Raw genomic sequence first — 22306 nt, forward strand, 5'->3', positions numbered from 1 at the left:
GCCGGCCGCCTCCCAACTCCACGAAGGGTAGGCACGTCGAAGGGCAGCGGGCGTTTCGCGGCGGGTATGCAGGTCGGATAGGAGCTGGCCCGCATCGCGCAGCACATCCGTGATCGTTCGCTCAGACATGAAAAATTCAGACTCAGAAAGTATGTGCATCACATCATCGAAGCGGCGCCGGCGTACCTCTGTCCAATAATAGAAACGCGCAGCCATCAGCTGGTTGCGTGCATCGATTCGTTCCTCGCGTGTCATACACATCGGGGTACCCCCTCCGTCTCTTTGGTCTGATGCTGTCCGGCCATTACCTTGATTGCTTGTTCTTGCTTTTGCAAAGAAAGCAAAAGCGTAGGGAAAGAGCGACGATTCAGAGCAGGTGAAAAGATAGACACAATGTCATCTGCCTATATACAGCAAAGGCGGCCTATCCATCCCGGACTCCGGCCGCCCCTATCAAAAGAAATTTATAGCATCTTACTCTTATACCTTGTCTGCTTCTTTCCTGACGTCAGGAAAATGCTCCCCCCGCTCTATCTCTATGATCCCCCGTATAATCTCATAAGCCACTTGCGGGACAATCGCGTTGCCGGCCGCTCTTAGGGCTTCTTCGTTGAATCGTTTATCGGCTCGGTGGGGCGCCTGCGGGCGCCGGCGAAGTCTGCCGGGTACCAGTGTCTCTACCCTTGAGACAAAAGACTCCCGCGGGATTCATGTACCCGGCCAAACTTCGCAGGCGGCCGCAGCCGCCCCGATATGAATCATCCCCGCTGCCATCCTGTTTTACACCTCGTCGTCCGTTTCCGATGTGTTATTCCCAGCGGCATGCGCCCGGCAAACTTCGCCGGCATGTACCCGGCCAAACTTCGCCGGCGTCCGCAGACGCCCCTGGTAAGTCGCTTCCCGGCTTCGGATCCACGCGGCAATATCTTTCCACGGGAGCATCCCGCCTACGTTTTTATCATCCACGTAGCAATGCGCATACACCTTGCGCGCGTCGCTACCATAGGCCACCACCTGATCCGGCTGATGATCATTGATGCGATCGAAGCCGATGCCCTTTTCAAGCAGCCAGTTCACCATCTCCGTTTGCTGGCGCCCTTCGCGGCATGTCCAGATAATGATATAGTGCCCTTCGGCGCGCAGAGCGTTGATCGCCTCACGCGCCCCAGGCATCGCCTCGCCGATCCTCGGCCACTGGCCGTCGTGGATCGTTCCATCAAAGTCTACTGCGATGATCATACGTCCGTCATGCTTAAGGGGATGGGCACCCAGGCGCCCGACTCGTCACGTACCGCCGCGCGGATGTAGTCTTTCGAGGGCGTGGGTTGGTAGCTCTCTTGGATGATGCGCACGCCCTCTATAAAGCGTTCGTCGCCCGTTTCCTCGGCCATCTTTTGCAGCTGTAGCACGCGGGAGGCCTTCAGATTGCCCGCCTCGTCGCGCGACAGCAGCCGCAGGATGGCCTTGACCAGCGCGCGGCTGGCATCGTCGCGGGCCTGCGATTCGATGTACGTTTTGACCATCGCGATACCCTCGTTCACCGTGTCGCGGTAATTGTCGAGCATGTAGTGCCCGATGGTGATGCGCATCGTGCCCTCGGAGTTGGTGAACGTGTGCGACTGCTGATCGTCTTTCACGCCGAACAGCTCCGCCTTCATCTCCAATGCCCCGCGGAAGGCCTCCGCCGCGGCCGTCTTTTTCTGGGCGATAGCCTCGCTGATATTCGTCAGCTCGGGCATTACGGCCGCGATCGTCTCATCCACCAATTCCGTGTAGGCTTCGCGATCGGACTTCCGTTTGGCCTCCGCCGCTTTCTTCTCTTTGGCCAGTTTGTAGGCCTCAAACTCTTGGCGCTCCTCGGCCGTCATTTCTACTGTTGTCATTTCTGTTTATGCGTTTAGGTGTTTATCTGTTTATGCGCCCAGGGATCTCTTTCCGTCCGTCGGGGAACATCACATAGAGGAAGCCCCCGCCGCCCTGGGGTGTATCCGCCATTCGGCCGACCTTTTCAATGTCTTTTACACGCTGCATAAAGGCGTTGTAAAGGCTGCGTAAACGCTCCAGCGGGATGCGGTTGAAGTTCGTAGCCCCGGCAGCCCGGCAGGCAATGGCCTTTACCCGATTCACATCCGCCTCATAGTCCATTGCTTGGCAGTAGCCGAACACGGCGGCCATCACCCGCTTGCGCCAGCGGTCTGCCTCGGACGCCCGCGGGGTCATCGCCACGGCCAGTTTACTACACACGTCGGCCAGCCCCGCGCAATCCATTTCCGAGGAATGCTCTACGCCATACGAGGCGAGGATTTCGCGCTTACCGTCCTCATCGATCCGCGCCCTGTTTAGCAGCATGTGGAAGCGCTTTAGCAGTTGCCGCTTCCGGTGATCGTTATCTATTGTTTTCATCATTCTCTACTTCTTCTAACTACCCGGGCGAAGCCCGTAACTACCGGGCGGCCTTACCCGCCCCTACTTCTTTTTCTCGCCCCCAGTATTCATCCGCGCCTTTATCCCAGATCACCACCGGCCGACCGCCGCCGTAACGGCTCGTGGGGAAGGCTTTGAACCCTTCGATGCGGAAAGCCACGTTGGCATCGCGCAGGATGCGCAGGGCCGTGGGCGTCGAGGGGCGACGGCCGTCCACGTGACTGATGTAGACGAACAGCTTCGTGGGAAAGCGTCGTTTGAGGTCTTTGTATTCTGAAAACTTCAGATCCATGAATTGCACGGAATCGATAAAGATGATGTCCGCACTGCGTTGCCGCCGCAGCCTTTCGCAAAGCTCGTCCTTGCTTTCGCGGTCGAGCAGTATCCAGCGGGCGCCCGCTTCGAGCATTCCAGCGCGGTCGACAGCCATCTGGATCGTTCGCGAATTGCCCTCCTCGACGCTGTTGTAGGCCACGCGGCCGAAGGCGGTCAGATACTTGGATAGCATCATCGCGAAGGTCGTTTTGCCGTTTTTCGTATCCCCGTAAATGATCCAGCTGCCCGTCAGCTGGGGATCACCCACCGCATCGCGCCACACGCCATCAAACCCGAGCGTGTTGAACTTCGTGGCCAACACATTGCGCGCTGTCAGTCCCTTCTTCATCGTCGTTATGCTCTTTTTGACAGTTCGATGTTTATCCGTCGGAGGGATGGCGTGTTATCCTCACCCATCAGGCGGCGCAGCAGGCGGTTCACGTCCGTATCCGCCCCGGCGTTGGCTTTGATGATCATCGCGGCCGTCAGTTGCAGGAAGCGCTCGGCCTCTTCGCGGGCCGTGGGCACGACCTTGCCGTAGCGCTTGCCAAAGCGGCCGAAGATTTCGGCGTAGCCCACCTTCTTATTGTCGATGGCTCGGCGGATCTTTTCGCTGAGACCGTCAGCGCCCATCATGTAATACCCGCAGCAGTGCTCCGTGGCGTTCCATAGGGCTTTGATCTCGAGGAAAGCCTCATAGCTGAGGTCGCCCGCCTCGTCGAGGATGACCAGCGGCCGATCGAGCGTTTTGAGGTAGAACACGAGGTCGTTGTAGACGTCCGCCAGCCGCCCCGTGCTACCCACGCCAAACTCTCGGGCGATGCCCCGCAGCAGCTTTTGCCGCGTTTTGACCTGCGAGCAATCCACGTAGACGGCATTGCGGTGCGTTTTGACATATTGCCGGGCGGTGTAGGTCTTTCCGATGTCGGTCAGGTCGCAGAGCATGGCCGAGAGGCCGTTCTGCTGGCACATTTCGAGCTGCGCCGTGATGTATTTGAAGACGGGCGTTTCGGCCGTCTGCCATGCCGGCGCATCGGTCAGGCCGACGCCCAAGCGGCGGGCGATGCTGATCCACTTTTCGTCGGCCAGCACCCCGACCGTCTCGCCCCGCTTGATGCGGCTGTATTGCGCGCTGCCTATGCCAAGCGTGGCGGCAAAGCGGGCGTCCGAGCCGTCGAAATTGGCCCGACGCGCCGCCAGCGCAGCCCGGATTTTCTCTTTGTATTCGTTCGTGAGGCTCATATATTCGCGTGTTTTTAACGTTATTCTTACTTGCTTATGACTGAGTATTATTTGCTTGAATGCATGATCCCTGACGAGCTGCCCGACAAGCAGTTCGTCGAGAGTACCAAAGCTCTTTTGTCGTTTTCCCGGCTGATGAAATGCCCTTGCCGGCAGGTGCAAGGGGAAAACTATTGGTTAGTTGAATTGCCGGCTGACCCATATGCTTTCTGCGAGGCGATAAATGCGTTTGAGGCGTTTTGCCCACTTTATCAGATTGCTCATTCTCTACAATGCTATCCTGTCGAAACATGTCCTATTCGTGTTAAGTAGTTTCTATTTTGTTGGTTCATAATTGATCGATCGCGCGGGCGGCCCAATCCTCCATCGAGGCCGTGAGTTCGTCTTCCTCGTAGCCGATCGGCTGACGGGTCTCGACGATTTTGACCGGCGCCGCGGCCACAGCCTCAGCCGTCTCCCGATCCACCCGACCCACCTGGGGAATCTCTTCGCGTCGCTCGCGGATCATCCGGTCGAAGCGCGCCGCCCGCTTGTGTTGCACGAGCATCCGCGCCTCGTCTTCCTCAGTGCGTTCCGCGGCGCATTCGTTGTAGGCCATCTCCGCCCGCGCCGTGGCCTGACCGATGTAGACATCGCCCTGATAGAGGTAGACACATGGCACCGAGCCATCCTCGAGGGGCAGCCAGTAGGCCGTGACGCGCCGATCGTTCGGCTGAAGGCGGCTGAGCATATCGAAGTCCGCAAGGGCGAACTCGGCACTGGCTACCCGCACGTAGTCGTTGTTGCGGATGGTCGTTTCCGTCACGTTGCCGATGTGTTTATACAGCCTTTCCGGCGCGATCGGCCGCAGCGTCGGGTTGGCGTGCTTCAAAAGCACCTCGCGGCGGGTCAGCCCGGGGAACTCTTTCTGCCGTGGATGCAAGGCGTTATTATGCAACTCAATGTCTGCTAAATCGTCGGCAATGATCGTTTGCGGTTGAAAGGTGGGATCGATGAAATCGCCGTGCACCTTGTTGCGCACGCTTTTGAAGGCCTCCGCCTTGCCGTACCAACGGCCGCGCATGTGCCCTTGCTTCTTCGATGTGCCCCATTTGAGCGACCGGATGTTGTGCTCGGCCCGTTTCTCGGTGGGCGACGAACAGAATCGGACGAATTGGAAGGCCTCAGGCAGCCAGTCGATGTTTTGCATCAGGTGATGCTCCACTTCCAGCTCGGCCGGCATGGGCAAACCCAGCTCCGTGAGCTCGCAAAAGACGTTGCGGAAGGCCTCTATCACGGTGTCCAGCGTGGGCGTGCCCACGGTGTAGGCCGGGCGGAACCAGTAGCCCGAGACGACGTCCACGCAGAGGTATTTGGCCACCCAGCCGCGGGTGCTTTTTCGGGACAGGACGGCGTCGTCCATCGAGATTTTGGAGAGGGCAAATCGGCCATTGTGTCGCACATGCTTCGGGCGTTGCGAGTTGGCGTAGTCGAACTGGCCGTTGCGGTCGGCATAGACAGCCGTCTCGTTGACCACGTTTTTCAGGTACCGCCGGATGGTCGAGCAGCTCACCGCCTGCGGGCGGCCTTTGTAACGGTAATCCTCGGGGCGGAACACTTCGCCCGTCTCCCGGTCGAACAGCTCCGTATCGCCCGCCGCGAACTCCATGTAGAGCTCGTGCACGCGGGCTGCAAACGGCTTGTCGTTCGTTCGCCAAAGCGCCACGATCAGGTTTTCAGCCCGGCGGGACACCTTCCGCGCCGCGTCGTTGCCCATGTTGCGGGGCAGCAGCGCGGCGTACCCCTCAGCCACATAGGCGCGGAAGGCGCGCTCGAGGCTGCGTGCGTTGGTGTACTCCGGTACGGCCACGCCGTACGTTTCGGCCGACCGCCGGCACTCGTCAGTGTGCCAACGGAGCATCGTCTGCCAGTAGGCACCTTTCCGAAGTTTGGAGCCACTGGCCGCGCGACGTTCCGTCTGCCGGGCGAGTCCCTCGCGGAGGGCGTTGAAGATTGAGGCTTTGGCCGTGAGCTGCCGGACGGTCTCTTCCGAGAGGCGCCCGCCGTCCGCCTTTTCGTAAGCGGCGAAGAAGGCCTCCGCCTCCCGATCCATGTCCACGGTGTAGAGCGGCCGGTGTTCCTCACGCGGCACACGCCCCATCACCCGTTCGATCACCCGCAGCCGGTCGGCCCGGCGGATCGAACGCGCGTCGATCACCGTCTCACCTCCTTTGCGTTGGCTGATGATGGATACATCGCCGTTTTGTCTGTCATAACAAAACTGCCGATACGTCAGCCCCGACTCACACCAGTCGTTCACCGTCAGGGCGGGCACACCATCTATATATGCGTAAGCGGGCATCGTTCTTTTTATCTCCTTTCAATGTCCGGTTCGGGGGAGTCGAACCCCCGCGGCCACTTTCGGCCGTCAAAACCCTGAACCGGCGCCCCCTTAGGGATCAGGCACCCCCTTGGGGACTCACGTCAAACAGTTCTAAGAAATAAGCATCTATGTCGAGCAAAAAAGTATTCTTCTAATCCTCGCCGAAGTGGTCGGCTATGCGTTTCATCCGTTCCCGGTCGAGCCACCAAATCAGCCCCACCATAACACCTGCAACCAGGTACAGGGCAATGTCTGTCATCGTCTCCGATCCTTCCGTCGGGCTGCACGAGAGCAACACCCCAAGGCATCCGAACCGAAGCCACATCCCCACGCTTGTCATTCTGAGCGCGCCCAAAAACATGCGTAGGGGCGCACACGCATACGCCTCCGGGCATCCCGTGAGGGATGAATGCCCGCTCTTGTATCTTCCGTTTTCCATTTTTCACTTTTCGTTTTTCGTTGCACTTACGCCCTCCCTTGGATATATCGTTCCACCCGTTCGGCCGTCAGTCTGACCGACTGCCCATCGTCCGAATCGAACAAGTAGACATCCAACTCCCGGTATCGGTATCGCAGCATTTCGCGCCGCCCCCGACCCGTGTACCAATAGCACGCGCCGGGCCTCAAATCACTTGTTTTCATCGCTCAGCTTGATTTTCTCGATTTCACTCATCAAAAACACCCGCAGCGCCACTCCGATCCGCGGATCGTTCCACATCAGCCGGCACAGCTCTATCAGCATGTAGCCCCGGCCGCACACCGCCAGCATAGCCTCTGACTCTTCCTCGCCGTCCATCTGATCCATCGTAACCAACACCGCCGCACGATCTTCGGATTTCTCCTTGACCAACTTCCGCAGCTCATTTCCTATCTCATCAGCCCGCAGAATCAGCGTGCTATTCACCTCCGAGACATCCGCTGGTCTCATATCCTTATCCGTATTCATTTCGTTTTTCACTTTTCGTTTTTAGCTCTTAATGATCAATTCTATCGCATCACTCAGCGCGTCGATGCGTGCCTGCGCACGCAGCAACTCCACATATAGCGGGTGCGCCACTTGGACGATCTGTTCGTCCATCAGTTCCTCTTCCAGTCGTTCCGCGTCCGCCTGCGCCAACTCCACCCGCTGGCCCAGCTCGCCGATTACAGATTCATACTTCGTTTCCATCGCGTCGTTTTTCGTTGCCATCAGCTCAGTTGTTCGATGACGGACGTCATCCGCGCCTCCGACAGCGGATTCACATACTCCTGACAGTTCTTCAGCGCCCGTTCCTGCAAAGCCAGCATCACGCTCCCGGCATGCCCACCGGCCTGACCAGCCACTACCCGCTGCACGAACCACACCGGGTAACCCGTCGAGCGCGCCACCTGTATGTAGTCCCGCCGCGACAGGTAGCGCCTCATCCGCCCCATCATCACCCGTTCCAGCTCTTCCCGTTGCTCGTCGGTCAGCTGAGCCCCCGGCGCCACGTAGTAGCCATATTTCCGAAGGCTCGGCAGCACTTCGCCCGTCACCCATTTCCGGAACGCCCGTGCCTGCGGCTTCCTGCTTTGAAAGATCAGCGCATACATTCCGGACTCGTTGACGAACGTAAGCTCCTGCTTTCCACCAAGGGTGTCACTATTAATGACACCCTTTTCGTCATCGTCGAGCCGGCTCACTGCTTGGCGGCTGTTATCAAGTCCAAGCAGCTCGCACACATCTTTGGCCGCAAACCACGGCTCATCCTTAATCATCTGCATCCGTACGGATGCCCCTTCTTTCCATTGTAAAATGCTCGTTTCCATTCTTCTTACTCCTTCATTTTAATACAGTTACTTGTTCCTTTCCTTTCTCTTTCAGACCCATATCCAGCGCCCGTTTCCGGATACGCTTAGCCAGGTCGCTTTGCGAGGCATCATTTAATGCCGCTCTTACCATTTGAGTACTCACTCGGAAGGCCTTTGCCAACTCCTTTACCGACTCGGGGTCTCTTAGAATCTTTCCCATCTCTCTGTTCGTTTACTTAATCCATAATTTTAGCGCGCCTTTCATTTTGAAAGACGTCGCAAACGTATAATCATTTGATGATATAGAGCAACAAAAGATGAAGAATTTTCTAGGTGTAAATGATAGAATCCTGTATTTGATTGATAGTCAGCTTGGTGGCAACAAGAAAAAATTTGCAGAAAGAATCGGATTCGCCCCTCAAGTCGTATTCAATATTGTTTCCGGGAGGAAAAGCAAGCCGAGTTTCGACGTGTTAGAAGCGATCATATCATCATTTGATGAAATATCTCCCGAATGGCTACTTACTGGCAAGGGGGCTATGCTGCGCGGGCAATCGGCGCCGGAAGTGGCTCCCCCACCATCAGAACCGGCCTTCCCCGGCTTTATCGAGAAAATACAGGAACTGTCTGTCAAAGTCGGCCGCTTAGAAGCTGAAAATGAGCACTTGCGCGCCGCCATCGAGGCCAAACAAAAAGAGATCGAAGCCCAACAAAGAGAGATCGAAGCCCAGCGAAGGGAGATTGAGGCCAGACAAAAAGAGATTGAGGATAAGGAACGACAGATCAAGCTGATGCGCATTGATCACCTGAAAAAAGAGGAACCCGATATTCATACTCAATATCTCGAACCTGCCCACGCACCTCTACCCCCCGAAAACCCCGTAGAATCCGCCGAACTGTTAAAATCTCAGCCCCAAGAAGCCCTCTTTACCCCCTGAAAACGGCCTAAAACGCTGGTTTTAAGCCCCCTTTGTTGTGTCCCACCCGTCGCAACTCGCGCTCCTACGCCGTAATAGGGGGCAAAACTCACCTCAAAAAGTCCACAACTTAACACATTCTTAACCCGTAAGCGGGGGGCACTCACCCCCCTTCGTTGTCAATATTTTGTCATTATTCGGCGCCAGGATTGTCATTATCGCGTCATTATTCGATTTTGAGGGGTAAAAAAGAGGGGTGCCCGAACCCACGTCCGAACACCCCTTTTTAGGCCCTTTTTAAGGCCTCTGAGCGCCTTTGTTTATCCCCTCAGATCATCAGTATTCATGCGCCTTTTCGCGCGTTTTTGGCCCTTTGGGTGGCCTCAATCCAACCCGCCCGTTGTAGGCCCCCAATTCCATCCCCTCGAATCCAACCGAAATCCAAGCAAAATGTACTGAATGTTTGGCGCCCCTTTTTCTCACATCCCTGTCTATCAGTGTTTTCCGTTTTCCCCGTTGTACTTAATGATTTGTGGGGCATACGTACCTTGCAGGACTATCGCGACCGAAAGATTATCCCCTACACGCAGTTTGCCGGAAAGATCCTTTACAAGGCCTCAGATCTCGAAAGGATACTGGAAGAGAATTACAAGGGAGGCGGGAAACGGTAAGACGCGAAAGGCGCATAATTGAATTGAAAACGGCACTTGGCAGCAGAGGAAGATCTGCACCAAGTGCCATTTTTTTAGAATATCTACATAGTGTTTTGAGAAGCAGTTCTGAATTTGTCTGTGGACTTTTTAAGGAGAATATGACAGAAAGTGAGGTACAGCATGGCTTCTGCGGACTCACTACATCGTTCTTAATTGATCGTCATTCTCCTGTAGTTTTCTATCCAAGAGAACGTTCTTTCTACGATCCATCTTAAGAGGAGAACAACAATCTTATGTGTGTCCTCTTTCGGGCGAAGTATAACTTTAAAATGCCAACCAAGTTCTTTGTGTAACAATGGCAATGTGCTCTTTTCGGCCTTTGATTTTCTTTCCTCTGCGAATTCCACATTCTCTACTGTCTATATGGGAAAGTATGGGAGTCGGGAGCAAGGGAAAGCGAGAAAGGGCGAGAGGGCCGATGGGTAGTGACTTTTGCCGCATCCTGCCGAGGCTTACGCCAGAGGGAAAAGGCAAAAAAAGGGGCTTCAAAGAGGGAGTTCAGTTACCTAATCGTTCCCCTTTTTGCCTTTCGGCAAGAGAACGCAATATGAGGTAACTAAACCGAGTCTTTTTCTCTTGCATTCAGTGTTTTGCGTAGCGACAAGTATCTCTTTTAAGGTTCCACTTTGTAAGCAACAAAACGATGAAAGAAAAAACGTTGAAGCTGCTCTTTTACCTCAAACGGGGCACAAAGAGCAAGGCGGGCAAAAGCCCGATTATGGCGCGCCTCAGTGTGGGGCGAACGATGGTACAATTCAGTTGTAAGACGGCCTGCTCCCCGTCGCTTTGGGACAGCCGCAAGCACAGGCTCGTCGGGAAAAGCGCCGAAGCCGTGGCCGTAAACGCCGAGCTGGACAGCCTGCAGGTCAGTGTCTGCCGCGCCTATGAGGACTTACGGAAGAAGGAAGGCGAGGCCGTGACCGCCGAGGAGGTCAAGGCCCTCGTCTTCGGACTTCGGAGTGACTGCCAAGGCTTGCTCTATCATTTGGAGGAATATCTCGCTTGTTTTCAGGAGCGGGTGGGGGTGGATCGCAGCGAACGCAGGTACAAGTTCCTCCGGGTTTTTCGGGGGCTTCTCGCAGCCTTCCTTCGGCATCGCTACCGAGTGAGCGACTTCCCCGTGCACAAGGTGGACAAGGCCTTTATCGAGGAGCTCGAGGCCTACTTCGCGCAGGAGAAAGCCTTCAAGCTCAACACCACCGCCGGCTATCTCACCGTGCTGGCGTCGCTCCTCAAAGACTTGTACAAAAGGCGTGTCATCGACACCTATCCCTTCATGGGCTACTCCATCCGATGGGACGTCGGCACACCGCGCTACATCACCAAGGACGAGCTGCGGCGTATCATCGATTTGGACGACTCGCAGCTGGGGAGTTACGAGCTTGTATCCCGAGATATGTTCCTCTTTTCGTGCTTCACGGGCCTCTCTTACACGGACATCTACCACTTGACGGCGGAACATCTGATCGAGGAAGGCGGAATGACTTGGATCCGCAAGCCGCGTGTAAAGACGGCCCGGATGTGCCACATCCCCCTGCTGCCCGAAGCGTCAGCGATCATCGAGCAGTACAGGGGCATCCACACACGCGCCTTTCGTCACGAACCGCCCCGGGGCTACCTCCTTCCGATCCCCGGCTGCGACACCGTCAATATCCATCTCAAGAAGATCGCTGCGCTTTGTCACATCCCTAAACGGTTGACTTTCCACATGGCCCGCCACACCTTCGCCTCGCAAATGACCCTCGCCGAAGGGATGTCAATTGAGAGCGTGTCCAAGATGTTAGGGCATAGTGAGATCAAGATGTTGTTAACGTAACTTATACCCCTTGAATGCATAAAGCGAAATATAACCAAAGCATATAAAGCAAAGGCCATAGGCGTATCGAGTGTTTGTGACATCTTTTAAAAGTCCAAAGAGTACTGTTATCGCAGCTCCACCAATAAGCCCCATCGTCAGAATCGATGAGCCTTTTTTGGTAAACTTCCCCAAATCCATCAAAGCTAAAGGCCAAAATGCCGGCCACATAAGCGAACATCCCAAAGCCATTACGCCAATGCAGTAAATGCTATAGGTTCCAGGAAGAACTACAACAAGGGATGTACCCACCAAAGCCACAAAAGAACAAATCTGCAGAGCGCGTGTCTGTGAGAGATATTTAGGAATAAGTATGATTCCCGTTATATAACCAATACTAATACAGATAGGTGTAATCCAAGAATAGTTTTCAGGATGATCCAATCCTAACTCATTTGCATAATCTATAAGCGTTCCCAAAACAATCGTCTCAGAACCTACATAAAAGAAAATAGCAATAGCACCCAACACCAAATGTGGAAATTGGAATATAGAATTCTTACTATTGGCATAGGCTGAAACCTCTTGGTCATCTTCATCACTATTATCACTATCTTCACCAGCTGCCTTCACTTCTGGTAATGGCGACAAAAGAGCCACAACACCCAAAATAATGAAAAGACAAATAATAACAGCAAAGGGCTTTCCTAAATCATCAATACCAACACTACCCGAAGCACCTGCAAAAAGAGCAATAAATAATGGTGATACTGGCCAAGCCAACTTATTAATCATACCCATCATAGAAATTCGCTTTGCTGCACTTTCCGTAGGTCCTAATATCGTGACATAAGGATTAATAGCTGCTTGCAAAAAAGTGTTAGCCGTTCCGCAGGTAAAAGAAGCTATCAAAAACAAGGGAAAACTCTTTTCTGATGCCGAAAAGATAAAAGCTCCAAAAGCTACCGCAAACATTCCAAACGATATTGCCATCGTGCGCTTGTAGCCAATCTTACTGATTAATATTCCCGCAGGATAACCAAAAAGAAGGAAAGGTAAGAATGTTGCACCAATAAGCATATATGCTTCCATTGAAGAAACACTTAATGAAACCTTCAATACTGGAACCAACAATGAATTAATACCCAATGCAAAACCACAAGTGAAAAACATAAGCCCTAAGAATGCCATAGGGACAAGAAAATTCTTTTGTTCTTTCATAAACTCATAACACAATAATATTAATTAGTATTTCGATCAAACGATGCGGAGGAAATTAAATTTTTCTATTGGAGTAATACATAGTCAACCAGCAATCACAAAGCTCTTTTTAAAGAACTCTACTTTTAGCGTAAAAAAACAACATTATTATCACATAGAGGATTGCAATCCTTGTTGATGAAGACTGCCGCAAAGCTTCATTAGCTTTACGTTAAATATCTCTAGCCTAATCTTTCTCCCAAGTGTTCCCTATTTTTATTCTTACTGTTGGACATTATCCCAAAACTCATAATATCGACTTGGGAACCATTTTCAAAGTAAAAAGGTAGGGGCAACTAACCCAGTTGGCAAGTCCTGGTATAACGTAAGATTAGGTTGCTTGCAATTGTGAACGTAGGCGTTGGTGATACTGAAACTCATACCCAACTCTTTGGCGAGCCATGTTTGGGTGAAACCTCGCTTCTTCAAATGCTCTTTGATGAGGTTGCTATGCTCTTTCTTCTGTCCCATCGGATGATATTTATCTTGATATTGTCTGCAAAACTATAAACTTATAGCCAAACGGAAAAGGATTGCGAACAGAAACGGTAAAACAAAAACATCTTCTTTGTGGCAGATATGTCATTCAAACTACCGGAACAAGAAATAGAGGAACTGCGCAAACTTCAGCGTAACGTTATCGGTCTTAGATACTATGCTCGGGTTACGTGCATATTGATGCTTGCCTTGGACTTTAGCCCTGACTTGGTTGCCCAAAGTTTGAGCATAGACGTCGCTACCGTCTATCGGTACAAGGATCTTTACGTTCGAGGAAAAACGGACATTTTTTTGGAAGATCACTATAAGGGTTATTGGGGACGTCTTGAGAGTGGGCAAATCAGCCTGCTTTGCGAAGAGTTGGAGCGACATCTTTCTACCGATGCCAAGAGCGTGTCCGAATGGGTAAAGGATACCTTCGGAATAGCATATACGCCAGCCGGAATGATGGATCTTTTGAACCCAAATCGGCTTTACTTACAAGAAGACTACAGAGGTTTCTTGTGAGGCGGATGCAGAGGAGCAAAAGGCATCGTTCAAATGATAAAGGAGCGCTTCAGAGCTAAGAAAGAAAGCGATATCTACTATTACGCAGACGGCACACATCCGACTCACAACACACGTTTCACTTATGCATGGATCAAGAAGGGCAAACGTTTGGAGCAGCCCACTCTGTGAGCGGTCGGCGCCCAAGTCAATATTAACGGACTACTTAATGCGCATGATGTGACAGAGGTCATAGCCCATGAGTGTCCGAGTGTCGATACCGATTCCGCCATCGCCCTTTACAAGGTAGCTTTGGAGAAGCTCCCTGAGGCTGAAAGTATCTACATCATCACAGATAATGCACGCTATTACCTGAGTAAAAAGCTTCGAGAGTGGGTGAAAGGCACGAAAATCAAGTAGATCTTCCTACCGTCCTATTCTCTGAATTTAAACCTGATCGAGCGACTGTGGAAATTCCTCCGAAAGGAGATCATCAACACGAAGTTCTATCGGACAAAACATGAATTTCGAGACGCGGTGCTCAAATCCTTTGACAACATCGCGTCTTATCGGACGCGAGTTGGAGTCGCTTCTAACTCTGAACTTCCGCGTACTCAATTCGCTATCCATTTTTGATTGACTATACAAGGGAGGTGGAAGCGGTAATCCGACAAGAAGGGGGGGGAAAAATAGGACCTCTTCGCATAAACAAATGCACAGATGCCTGAATGTACTTTCGCACACCCCATTCCTCCTCTTAGCTTTTCTACCTATTCGGTTAACTCATACGATTCATTATAGTGCTGAAAACTTCCCCCTTCCGAGCCCCAAGTGAGGCTCGGAAGGGAGAAAGGAAACCCCTCAAAGGGCTCTCAACTCACCTTATCGACACTCAAAAAAATGACTCCGAAAAGGAATGAGGAGGATATGTAGATTGTGCAGATCCCTCTCAAATCGTGTTATGTAGTTAGGAAGGTAGCATGAAGGATTTCGAGCTTCTACGACATTCTAACTCCTATTTTCTCAATCTGTTACGTCCTGTTGTAGTTATGTAGTAAGATCTAATCGGTGAAGGGAAAAAAGGCATGTTAAGACAGCCGTACAGGGATCACGCTGAAGCCGCTTGTTGCTTTTGGATCAGCTTGTCCATATCCTCCGAGATCTTTTTGTCCGTCACCTGCGCATAGATCTGCGTGCTGGATATGGACGCGTGCCCCATCATCTTGGCGATGCTCTCTATCGGGATGCCTGCGCTGAGCGACAGGGTTCCGAACGTGTGGCGCGCCATATGAAAAGACAGTCGTTGCCTGACGCCACAGGCTTTACCCACGGTACTCAGTTTGTTATTCATCACACTACGACTGCAATCGCGTGGAAAGACAAGGTCGTCGCCTTCTTCTTTCACCGTCTGCTCCTCTTGGCTTTTATTGAGGATCTCCTCCGCGATCGGATGTAGCGGCACGACAGACTCCACTTTCGTCTTCTGTCGTTCCTTACGGATATATCTCCGGCCATCGGCTGACGTTTGGATATGCGAGAACTTCAATCGCTCCATGTCTACAATGGCCAGTCCGGTGAAGCAAGAGAAGAGAAACATCTGTCGGGCCTGTTCTGCTTCCCTGTCGTTCACTTTCAGCGCCATGAGCTTGGCCACATCGCTCTTTTGCAAGAAGCGAATCTTCCGTTCCTCCTTTTCGTAGGCAACATCCTCAAATGGATGGCAGCGGATGACTTTCAAGTCTACCGCACGATACATCAACCGACTCAATCGGCAGAGGTGATTGTTCATGGTCGATGCCGCCAAACCGCGTTTTTTGAGAAAGAAGCGGAAGTCCTCAAACAGATCTTCCGTAATGCCTGCGAGGGGGATGTCTCGCCCTCCGTTTTCCTTCATGAACGCCCGAAGCAGCTTGTCCGAATAGATCAGGTTTTGGTAGGTACTTTCAGCCTTTGACTTGCCCACGCATGCCTTCACAGATTGCAGTTCCGCCTCGCTCATGGCTAAAAGAGTGGTTGGTGTGGCAACGGCACCCTGCAAGCAGTTCTTGAGCAGTTCTGGACTGACCACGCCATCTTTCGTGAGTATTTCCGCGTAAGTCTTTTCCACAAGCTCCCTGAATGTAGCGAGGCGTTGATTGATTTTCTTTTCGCCGGTTATACCCTGCCTGCTGTTCCATTCATCTGGCAGACATTCCTCGCCGGTTGTCATCACCGCACTTCTGCCATCGATGGTGACGCGGCAAAATATGGCCGTCTTGCCGTCTGCTTTTGTCTTCTGTCTGTTGATATAGAACAGGATCTTGAACGTACTTCTCATATCGGTTTCGGCTAAATGGTTAGGTGCAAATCTTCAGTGAAGGCGATCAAGCGATCGAACTCTTCAAATAGCTTTTGGGGAGTGACTTTCGCATATCGCTCGGTCATGCGCACCGTGCTATGCCCAAGCATCTTGCTGACGGTCTCGATGGGCACGCCTTGTTCTAAGGTAACGAGCGTAGCGAAGGTGTGTCGGGCGGTGTGCGAAGTGAAGGGTAGCGCGATACCGGCCCGCAGCCTGAGAACCTTCAGATGCGATTGATAGGTCAGGTAATTGATGTGAGGAAGCAACGTGTTCCTTCCTTCATCGGACAGTCTGTTCATCAATCGAAGCGCTTCGGGCAAGAGCTTTACACGGCAGAGAACGCCTGTTTTCTGTCGGTTAAACTTCAGCCAAAGGGCGCCCTCGTCGTCGCAGACAAGATGCCCACGGTTCAGTGCCATTAGATCGCAATAGGCGGCGCCGGTGTAACAGGCGAAAAGAAACACATCGCGCGCTATCTCCAGGTCGATCTCCCAGCCGTCAAAACAGAGCGCCTTTAACTTGTCCAACGCTTCTCTATCGAGCGCTTTGGGTAATCGGCTATCTCCCTTGCCCACGTGCACATTGTCAAATAACAAGGAGTCTGCCACTCCTTCGCGATAAGCCAGTTTGCAGACCTTCTTGATAAGGACGATCATGTTGTAGCAAGTGCTCTGTTTCAGACCCATCTCTCCGATTACATACTGCTCGAATTGTTTGATGAAGTCTTCCGTGGGCTGCGAAAAGGTTAAGTCGGAAGCGTTATGCTTCGCTCGAATGAACTGTTGCAATCGCGCTCTCGTCTGACGATACAAGACCAAAGACTCTCTTTTGATGTCTACTCCGACGTGCTCCTCCATGTCCTCGATCAGGCCGTCGAACCGTTCCAATAGCATGGTTCGACTTTGCACGCAGCCTTGGAAATGCTCCTTGATGTCGGTTGCGTCAAACGGAGATCCCTTGGCAAGCAAGGACTGATAGGAAGACTGAACGGCGAGAAGGAGGTTATCCAACTTGGCATTGACCTCAACGGCCTCACGACTCTTCCCGTTCATCCGACTTTCGCGCGGGTTCCACAAGTCAGGATTGCAGAACAGCTTACAACTGAACTGTGCAATGGAACGCCCCAGCGTGATGCGTCCCATGATCGGCGCCTTGCCTGACCTATCGAGAGAGCTCTTTTTGAGGTAGAGCAACACCTTCATTTTCTTGTCATCCATACGCTTTGAAAGCTGTGGGCAAAATTACCCGGTTCAAAGCGCCCGTTACCTGTGCAGATCCCTGTATATCAATGCAAAAGAACCATGTGCGAGAAAGGTTCAGTTACCTGCTTTTGCACCATCGTTACCTACCACCAGACAGGGTAATGGTTTGGTAACTGAACTCTTGCTCGGATCCGCACTTTTCTGCCTCTTACGCTCGACGCAATCGGAAGCATATCTACCCCTTTCCACCTAATTATCAGCCTACTTACTCTGACATCGTGGCTTCTGCTTTTGAGGGGAATAGTTGGTTCGGAACGTATTCTAATAGGTTCCGAGGTGGTTGTAATACGTTCCGGACGTGGTCTTGATACGTTCCGAACGTGGTTGTGATACGTCCAGAACGTGGTCTTGAGTACCTCGGAACGTGGTCTTGATACGTTCTGGACGTGGTCTTGATACGTTCCGGACGTGGTCTTGATACGTTCCGGACGTGGTGAAATACCCTTCGGAGGTGGTCATAACCACGTTCCGAACCGTATTAAATACCCCTCGGAACGGTATTAAATACCCCTCGGAACCATATTAAATACCCCTCAGGACGGTATTAAATACCTCTCGGAACCATATTAAATACCCCTCGGAACGTGGTTAAATAACGTCCGAAACGTGGTTGTGACCACCTCGGAACGGTATTTCAGCCCTTCGGCGTGCGATGGATGGTGCGGGCGTCGGCCTGAGCGGTGGGCATGACGAGGATGTCCTGGAGGTCGACGTGCGCGGGGGCGGTGAGGGCGAAGCGGATGGTGCGGGCGATGTCGTCGGCCGAAAGCGGCGTGTAGCCGTCATAGACGCTGGCGGCGCGTTGGTTGTCGCCCTTGAAGCGGACGATGGAGAACTCCGTCTCCACGGCGCCGGGGCAGATGAGGCTCACGCGGATGCCGTAGGGCAGGAGGTCCTGACGCATGCCTTGGCTGAGGGCGCGCACGGCGTGCTTCGTGGCGCAGTAGACGGCGCCGCCGGGGTAGACCTCGCGGCCGGCGATGGAGCCGAGGTTGACGATGTGTCCAGCGCGGCGGGCGACCATGCCGGGGGTAACGGCGCGGGTGACGTAAAGCAGGCCTTTGATGTTGGTGTCGATCATGCGTTCCCAGTCGTCGGGGTCGCCCTCGTGGAGCGGCTCAAGCCCGACGGCCAGTCCGGCGTTATTGATGAGCGTGTCGATGGCCTGCCATTCGTCGGGCAGGCTGGCGATGGCCTCCTCGACGGACTCACGGCGACGGACGTCGAAGGTGAGCGTCAGGAAGCGGCTCTTGGGGTAGGTACGGGCCAGCTCGTCGCGGAGGGCTTCGAGGCGTTCGCGGCGTCGGCCGGTGAGGATCAGTTGGTGGCCATCTTGGGCCAATACGTGGGCCGTAGCCCGACCGATGCCTGCGGTGGCACCGGTGATCATTGTGATGGGTTGCATAGAGGGTAGAGGGTAGAGGGTAGAGGGTGGAGGGTAGAGGGTGGAGGGTAGAGAGTAGAGTTTAGAGGGTAGAGAGTAGAGGGTAGAGGGTAGAGAGTGGAGGGGCGGGGGAAGGGTAGGAATAGGAGCCTGAGTCTTTCAAGTACCCGGCTCTACCCTCTACCCTCTACTCTCTACCCTCTACCCTCTATCTTCTATCTTCTGACCCCGGATCTTGTGATCCATCTCGAAGGGGATGACCATGGATAGCTCCATGAATCCCATGTATTGGCCGTCCTCGTACCAGGGGATCTGGTAGATGAGCTTCTTGCGACCGTTCTTTTCGATCGTGTAGACGTGTTTGCGTTCGTTGCGCATCATGTCTTCGAGCATCGTGCGGGCGGGCTCGGGGTGACAGTCGAGCACATTGCTGTCGATCAGCTCCTGTCCGGGCTTGAGGTTCACCTCGCGCGATTGGTTGTTCATATCGATGATCCGCCCCTCGCGGTCGCAAACCGTGACAGCGATGTCGGCTTCTTGGAAATACTTCATCATAAGGGGATCTAAAATCTAAAAGTGAAAGAAGCCCGGCCGCTCTCTACGAAAGGAGTGACCGGGCTTACCTGTTACACTATATATAGGCGTACATTATATATAACGTACACATGGGGGATTAGCACTGGCAGCAGCCGCAGAGGGTGGGCACCAGGTTACGGTCGCCATAGGCATTGTTGACGCGAGCCACATTGACCCAGAACTTGCCGTCGTGCAACCACTCCAGCGGGAAGGCCGCCTTGGTGCGCGGATAGGGATGGCTCCACGCGTCGGCCGTCACCTCATACTCGGGGTGCGGTGCGTTCTTGAGCACATTGTCCTCCTTGTCGGCCGTGCCCTTCTCCACCTCGTCAATCTCCTTGCGGATGCACTGCATCACTTCCACGAAGCGATCCAACTCGTGCTTGCTCTCGCTCTCGGTCGGCTCGATCATGAGCGTACCGTGCACGGGGAAGGAGAGGGTGGGGGCGTGATAGCCAAAGTCCATGAGGCGCTTGGCGATGTCGCTCTCGTCGATGCCAGATTGCTCCTTGATGGTGCGGCATTCGAGGATCAGCTCATGGCCCACGCGTCCACGTGCACCGTTATAAACGATGCCGTAGTCCTTCTCCAGCTTCGCGGCCAAGTAGTTGGCGTTGAGGATGGCCACCTTGGTGGCTTCCGTCAGCCCATCGGCACCCATCATGCGGATATAGCCATAGGTGATAGGCAGGATACCGGCGCTACCGTAAGGCGCAGCAGCCACGGTGTTGAGGCTGTTACCAAAGGCAACGGGGTGGGAGGGGAGGAAGGGCAGCAGGTGCTCAGCCACGCAAACAGGACCTACACCGGGGCCACCGCCGCCGTGAGGCGAAGCGAAGGTCTTGTGGAGGTTCAGGTGGCAGACGTCAGCGCCGATGGTGCCGGGGTTCGTCAGGCCAACCTGGGCGTTCATGTTGGCGCCGTCCATGTAGAGTTGTCCACCGCAGGCATGCACGATGTCGCACATTTCCTTGATGTCCGTCTCGAAGATGCCGTGCGTCGAGGGGTAGGTGATCATGCTCGCGGCCAGATTGTCGCGGTTCTCCTCGGCCTTGGCGCGGAAGTCAGCCAGGTCGACGTTTCCTTTCTCGTCGCAGCGTACGGTGACGGTCGTAAAGCCGCACTGGATGGCGCTGGCGGGGTTCGTACCGTGAGCCGAAGCCGGCAGCAGCACCACGTTGCGGTGTCCCTGTCCGATGCTTTCGAGGTAAGAGCGGATGATGCGCAGACCAGTGTACTCGCCCGCAGCGCCGGAGTTCGGTTGCAGCGTGACGCCCTTCAGACCGGTGATCTCGATCAGTGCCGCGGAGAGGTTTTCGATCATCTCAATGTATCCGGCCGCCTGATCCACGGGGGCGTAGGGGTGGATGTTCTGGAACTCCGGCCGACTGAGCGGCAGCATTTCAGAAGCGGCATTGAGCTTCATCGTGCACGAACCCAGCGGAATCATGGAGTGAGCCAGCGAGATGTCTCGGCGCTCAAGGCGCTTGATGTAACGCATCAGCTCGGTCTCGGTGTGATACTTAGCGAAGAGTTCCTGCTCCATGAACTTGGAGGTACGCACGAACTGCTCGTCAAAGTATCGGCTGCGGTTGATGTCGTCCACATTGGCGGCATACGTCTTGCCTGCCACGCCGGCAAACATTTGCAACAGCACGGCCAGGGCCTTGGGTTGCGTCGTCTCGTCAAGGCTGATGCCCACGTGACCGTCCTCGAAGTAGCGCAAGTTGATGTTGCACTCCAGTGCGATCTCGCGCAGCGTCTTGACCTCTACGCGCTCCGGCAGTGCGATCTTGAGCGTGTCGAAGAAGTTTTTGTTTACCTGCTTGTAGCCCAGCTTCTCAAGTTCTTCGGCTAAGAATCCGGCGTAAGCGTGAATACGTGAGGCGATGTCGCGCAGTCCGTCGGGACCGTGATAAACGGCGTAGAATCCGGCCATCGTAGCCAGCAGTGCCTGTGCAGTACAGATGTTCGACGTGGCCTTCTCGCGCTTGATATGCTGCTCGCGCGTCTGCAATGCCAGACGGTACGCAGGATGATTGTAAGCGTCGACCGAGATACCAATGATACGGCCGGGGATGGTACGCTTGTACTCGTCCTTCGTGGCAAAATAACCTGCCGACGGACCGCCGTAGAACATCGGAATACCGAAACGCTGACTGCTACCGAACACCACATCCGCACCCCATTCGCCCGGAGGTGTCAGCAGCACGAGGCTCATCAGGTCAGCGGCTACAGCCACGCGCACATCCTTGGCGTGAGCTGCCTCCACAAACGCACGATAATCTTCGATCTCACCGTCGCCATTCGGGTATTGCACGATGGCGGCGAATACCTTGTCGGTAAACTCAAACGTCTTGAAGTCGCCCGTCACCACCTCGATGCCTTGCGGCTCCATGCGCGTATGGATCACGGCCTTGGTCGACTCAAACACGTGCTCATCGACGAAGAGCGTGTTCGCCCCAGCCTTGGCCTGTGCGCGGCTGCGCGTACCATGAAACATCGTAGCGGCCTCAGCAGCTGCCGTAGCCTCGTCCAAGAGCGAGCAGTTGGTCAGCGGTAGCCCGGTCAGTTCGCAGATCACGGTCTGGAAATTCAGCAGCGCCTCCAAACGACCCTGCGAGATCTCGGCCTGATACGGCGTGTAAGAGGTGTACCACGCAGGGTTCTCAAACACATTGCGCACAATGGGCGCCGGGCAAACCGTGTCGTACCATCCCATACCGATGTAGGAGGTGAATATCTTGTTCTTGCCTGCCAGCTCAGCGATGTGCTCAGCGAACTTGCGCTCCGTCATCGCGGGGGGCAGGTTCAGCGGTTTTGTCAGGCGGATGTCCGAGGGTATCGTTTGTTCGATCAGCTCATCCAGCGAGTTTACCCCGATGGCTTTCAGCATCGCAGCTTTGTCGTCATCGGTCGTAACGCCGATATGACGGTTGGAAAATTTGTTCGTATCCATGT

General features: G+C 54.0%; 23 protein-coding genes and 2 pseudogenes. 5 read left to right on the forward strand and 20 right to left on the reverse strand.

The window, feature by feature from the left end:
* The 13 genes from C7123_RS00005 to C7123_RS00065 all read right to left on the reverse strand — a co-directional run.
* Positions 1–255 (reverse strand): hypothetical protein (locus tag C7123_RS00005; protein ID WP_107490546.1); only part of this gene is annotated, 255 nt, incomplete at its 3' end.
* A gap of 525 nt (positions 256–780) precedes the next feature.
* Entirely contained in the window at positions 781–1239 is a 459-nt protein-coding gene (locus tag C7123_RS00010) for an HAD family hydrolase (protein ID WP_069175325.1), read from the reverse strand.
* The gene (locus C7123_RS00015) at positions 1236–1883 is read right to left on the reverse strand and encodes a DUF3164 family protein (protein ID WP_069175326.1); all 648 of its coding nucleotides are present in this window, start codon (positions 1881–1883) and stop codon (positions 1236–1238) included. The genes C7123_RS00010 and C7123_RS00015 overlap by 4 nt, the downstream gene beginning before the upstream one ends.
* Before the next feature lie 22 nt (positions 1884–1905).
* Positions 1906–2403, reverse strand: coding sequence for a hypothetical protein (locus C7123_RS00020; protein ID WP_069175327.1), 498 nt, complete (start codon positions 2401–2403; stop codon positions 1906–1908).
* A 40-nt stretch (positions 2404–2443) separates the two neighbouring features.
* A complete protein-coding gene (locus C7123_RS00025) occupies positions 2444–3088 on the reverse strand; it encodes an ATP-binding protein (RefSeq protein ID WP_069175328.1) in 645 nt (214 codons plus the stop codon).
* 5 nt (positions 3089–3093) lie between these two features.
* The gene (locus C7123_RS00030; protein ID WP_037985084.1) at positions 3094–3981 is read right to left on the reverse strand and encodes an ATP-binding protein; all 888 of its coding nucleotides are present in this window, start codon (positions 3979–3981) and stop codon (positions 3094–3096) included.
* Between the two features lie 328 nt (positions 3982–4309).
* Complete coding sequence (locus C7123_RS00040; RefSeq protein WP_069175330.1) at positions 4310–6322, reverse strand: hypothetical protein; 2013 nt, start codon at positions 6320–6322, stop codon at positions 4310–4312.
* Between the two features lie 172 nt (positions 6323–6494).
* Positions 6495–6782 carry a hypothetical protein gene (locus C7123_RS00045; RefSeq protein ID WP_159049769.1) on the reverse strand — a complete coding sequence of 96 codons (288 nt, stop codon included), beginning with the start codon at positions 6780–6782 and terminating at the stop codon, positions 6495–6497.
* Between the two features lie 26 nt (positions 6783–6808).
* Complete coding sequence (locus C7123_RS12750; protein WP_159049770.1) at positions 6809–6985, reverse strand: hypothetical protein; 177 nt, start codon at positions 6983–6985, stop codon at positions 6809–6811.
* The gene (locus C7123_RS00050) at positions 6972–7271 is read right to left on the reverse strand and encodes a hypothetical protein (protein ID WP_159049771.1); all 300 of its coding nucleotides are present in this window, start codon (positions 7269–7271) and stop codon (positions 6972–6974) included. The genes C7123_RS12750 and C7123_RS00050 overlap by 14 nt, the downstream gene beginning before the upstream one ends.
* Positions 7272–7310: 39 nt before the next feature.
* Positions 7311–7532 (reverse strand): hypothetical protein, encoded by a 222-nt coding sequence (locus C7123_RS00055; RefSeq protein WP_069175332.1) that lies wholly within the window; start codon positions 7530–7532, stop codon positions 7311–7313.
* On the reverse strand, positions 7532–8131 hold the full coding sequence (locus C7123_RS00060) for a BRO-N domain-containing protein (RefSeq protein WP_083206872.1): 600 nt from the start codon (positions 8129–8131) through the stop codon (positions 7532–7534). Before C7123_RS00060 ends, C7123_RS00055 begins: the two co-directional genes overlap by 1 nt.
* Before the next feature lie 13 nt (positions 8132–8144).
* Positions 8145–8333: a GntR family transcriptional regulator gene (locus tag C7123_RS00065; RefSeq protein WP_069175334.1), complete on the reverse strand. Its 189-nt coding sequence runs from the start codon at positions 8331–8333 to the stop codon at positions 8145–8147.
* Between the two features lie 97 nt (positions 8334–8430).
* Here C7123_RS00065 and C7123_RS00070 point away from each other — a divergent pair, with 97 nt between their 5' ends.
* The 3 genes and pseudogenes from C7123_RS00070 to C7123_RS00080 all read left to right on the forward strand — a co-directional run bounded on the left by C7123_RS00070 (position 8431) and on the right by C7123_RS00080 (position 11559).
* On the forward strand, positions 8431–9051 hold the full coding sequence (locus tag C7123_RS00070) for a helix-turn-helix domain-containing protein (RefSeq protein WP_069175335.1): 621 nt from the start codon (positions 8431–8433) through the stop codon (positions 9049–9051).
* A 521-nt stretch (positions 9052–9572) separates the two neighbouring features.
* A pseudogene (locus tag C7123_RS00075) lies at positions 9573–9701 on the forward strand (helix-turn-helix domain-containing protein); the annotation flags it as partial.
* Positions 9702–10386: 685 nt separating this feature from the next.
* Positions 10387–11559: a site-specific integrase gene (locus C7123_RS00080; protein WP_069175336.1), complete on the forward strand. Its 1173-nt coding sequence runs from the start codon at positions 10387–10389 to the stop codon at positions 11557–11559.
* Here the strand turns inward: C7123_RS00080 and C7123_RS00085 are convergent.
* Positions 11551–12759: an MFS transporter gene (locus C7123_RS00085; RefSeq protein WP_037994151.1), complete on the reverse strand. Its 1209-nt coding sequence runs from the start codon at positions 12757–12759 to the stop codon at positions 11551–11553. The genes C7123_RS00080 and C7123_RS00085 overlap by 9 nt on opposite strands.
* A 366-nt stretch (positions 12760–13125) precedes the next feature.
* A pseudogene (locus C7123_RS00090) lies at positions 13126–13269 on the reverse strand (transcriptional regulator); the annotation flags it as partial.
* Between the two features lie 99 nt (positions 13270–13368).
* Between C7123_RS00090 and C7123_RS13170 the strand changes: the two are divergent.
* Both C7123_RS13170 and C7123_RS13530 read left to right on the forward strand, forming a co-directional pair.
* Complete coding sequence (locus C7123_RS13170) at positions 13369–13803, forward strand: COG3415 family protein (protein WP_216820857.1); 435 nt, start codon at positions 13369–13371, stop codon at positions 13801–13803.
* 444 nt (positions 13804–14247) lie between these two features.
* Positions 14248–14418 (forward strand): hypothetical protein, encoded by a 171-nt coding sequence (locus tag C7123_RS13530; RefSeq protein WP_335755866.1) that lies wholly within the window; start codon positions 14248–14250, stop codon positions 14416–14418.
* A 472-nt stretch (positions 14419–14890) separates the two neighbouring features.
* On the opposite strand, the gene C7123_RS00100 is transcribed toward C7123_RS13530, so the two are convergent.
* The 5 genes from C7123_RS00100 to gcvP form a co-directional block, all read right to left on the reverse strand.
* Positions 14891–16099: a site-specific integrase gene (locus tag C7123_RS00100; protein ID WP_069175337.1), complete on the reverse strand. Its 1209-nt coding sequence runs from the start codon at positions 16097–16099 to the stop codon at positions 14891–14893.
* An 11-nt stretch (positions 16100–16110) separates the two neighbouring features.
* A complete protein-coding gene (locus tag C7123_RS00105) occupies positions 16111–17340 on the reverse strand; it encodes a site-specific integrase (protein ID WP_069175338.1) in 1230 nt (409 codons plus the stop codon).
* Between the two features lie 679 nt (positions 17341–18019).
* Positions 18020–18790, reverse strand: a complete 771-nt coding sequence (locus C7123_RS00110; protein ID WP_069175339.1) for an SDR family NAD(P)-dependent oxidoreductase — start codon at positions 18788–18790, stop codon at positions 18020–18022.
* 180 nt (positions 18791–18970) lie between these two features.
* Positions 18971–19321 carry a PAS domain-containing protein gene (locus tag C7123_RS00115; protein WP_173897012.1) on the reverse strand — a complete coding sequence of 117 codons (351 nt, stop codon included), beginning with the start codon at positions 19319–19321 and terminating at the stop codon, positions 18971–18973.
* A 121-nt stretch (positions 19322–19442) separates the two neighbouring features.
* Positions 19443–22304, reverse strand: a complete 2862-nt coding sequence (gcvP, locus tag C7123_RS00120) for an aminomethyl-transferring glycine dehydrogenase (RefSeq protein ID WP_069175341.1) — start codon at positions 22302–22304, stop codon at positions 19443–19445.
* Positions 22305–22306 lie beyond the last annotated feature (2 nt).

The sequence above is a fragment of the Tannerella serpentiformis genome (assembly GCF_003033925.1).
Taxonomy (GTDB): Bacteria; Bacteroidota; Bacteroidia; order Bacteroidales; family Tannerellaceae; genus Tannerella; species Tannerella serpentiformis.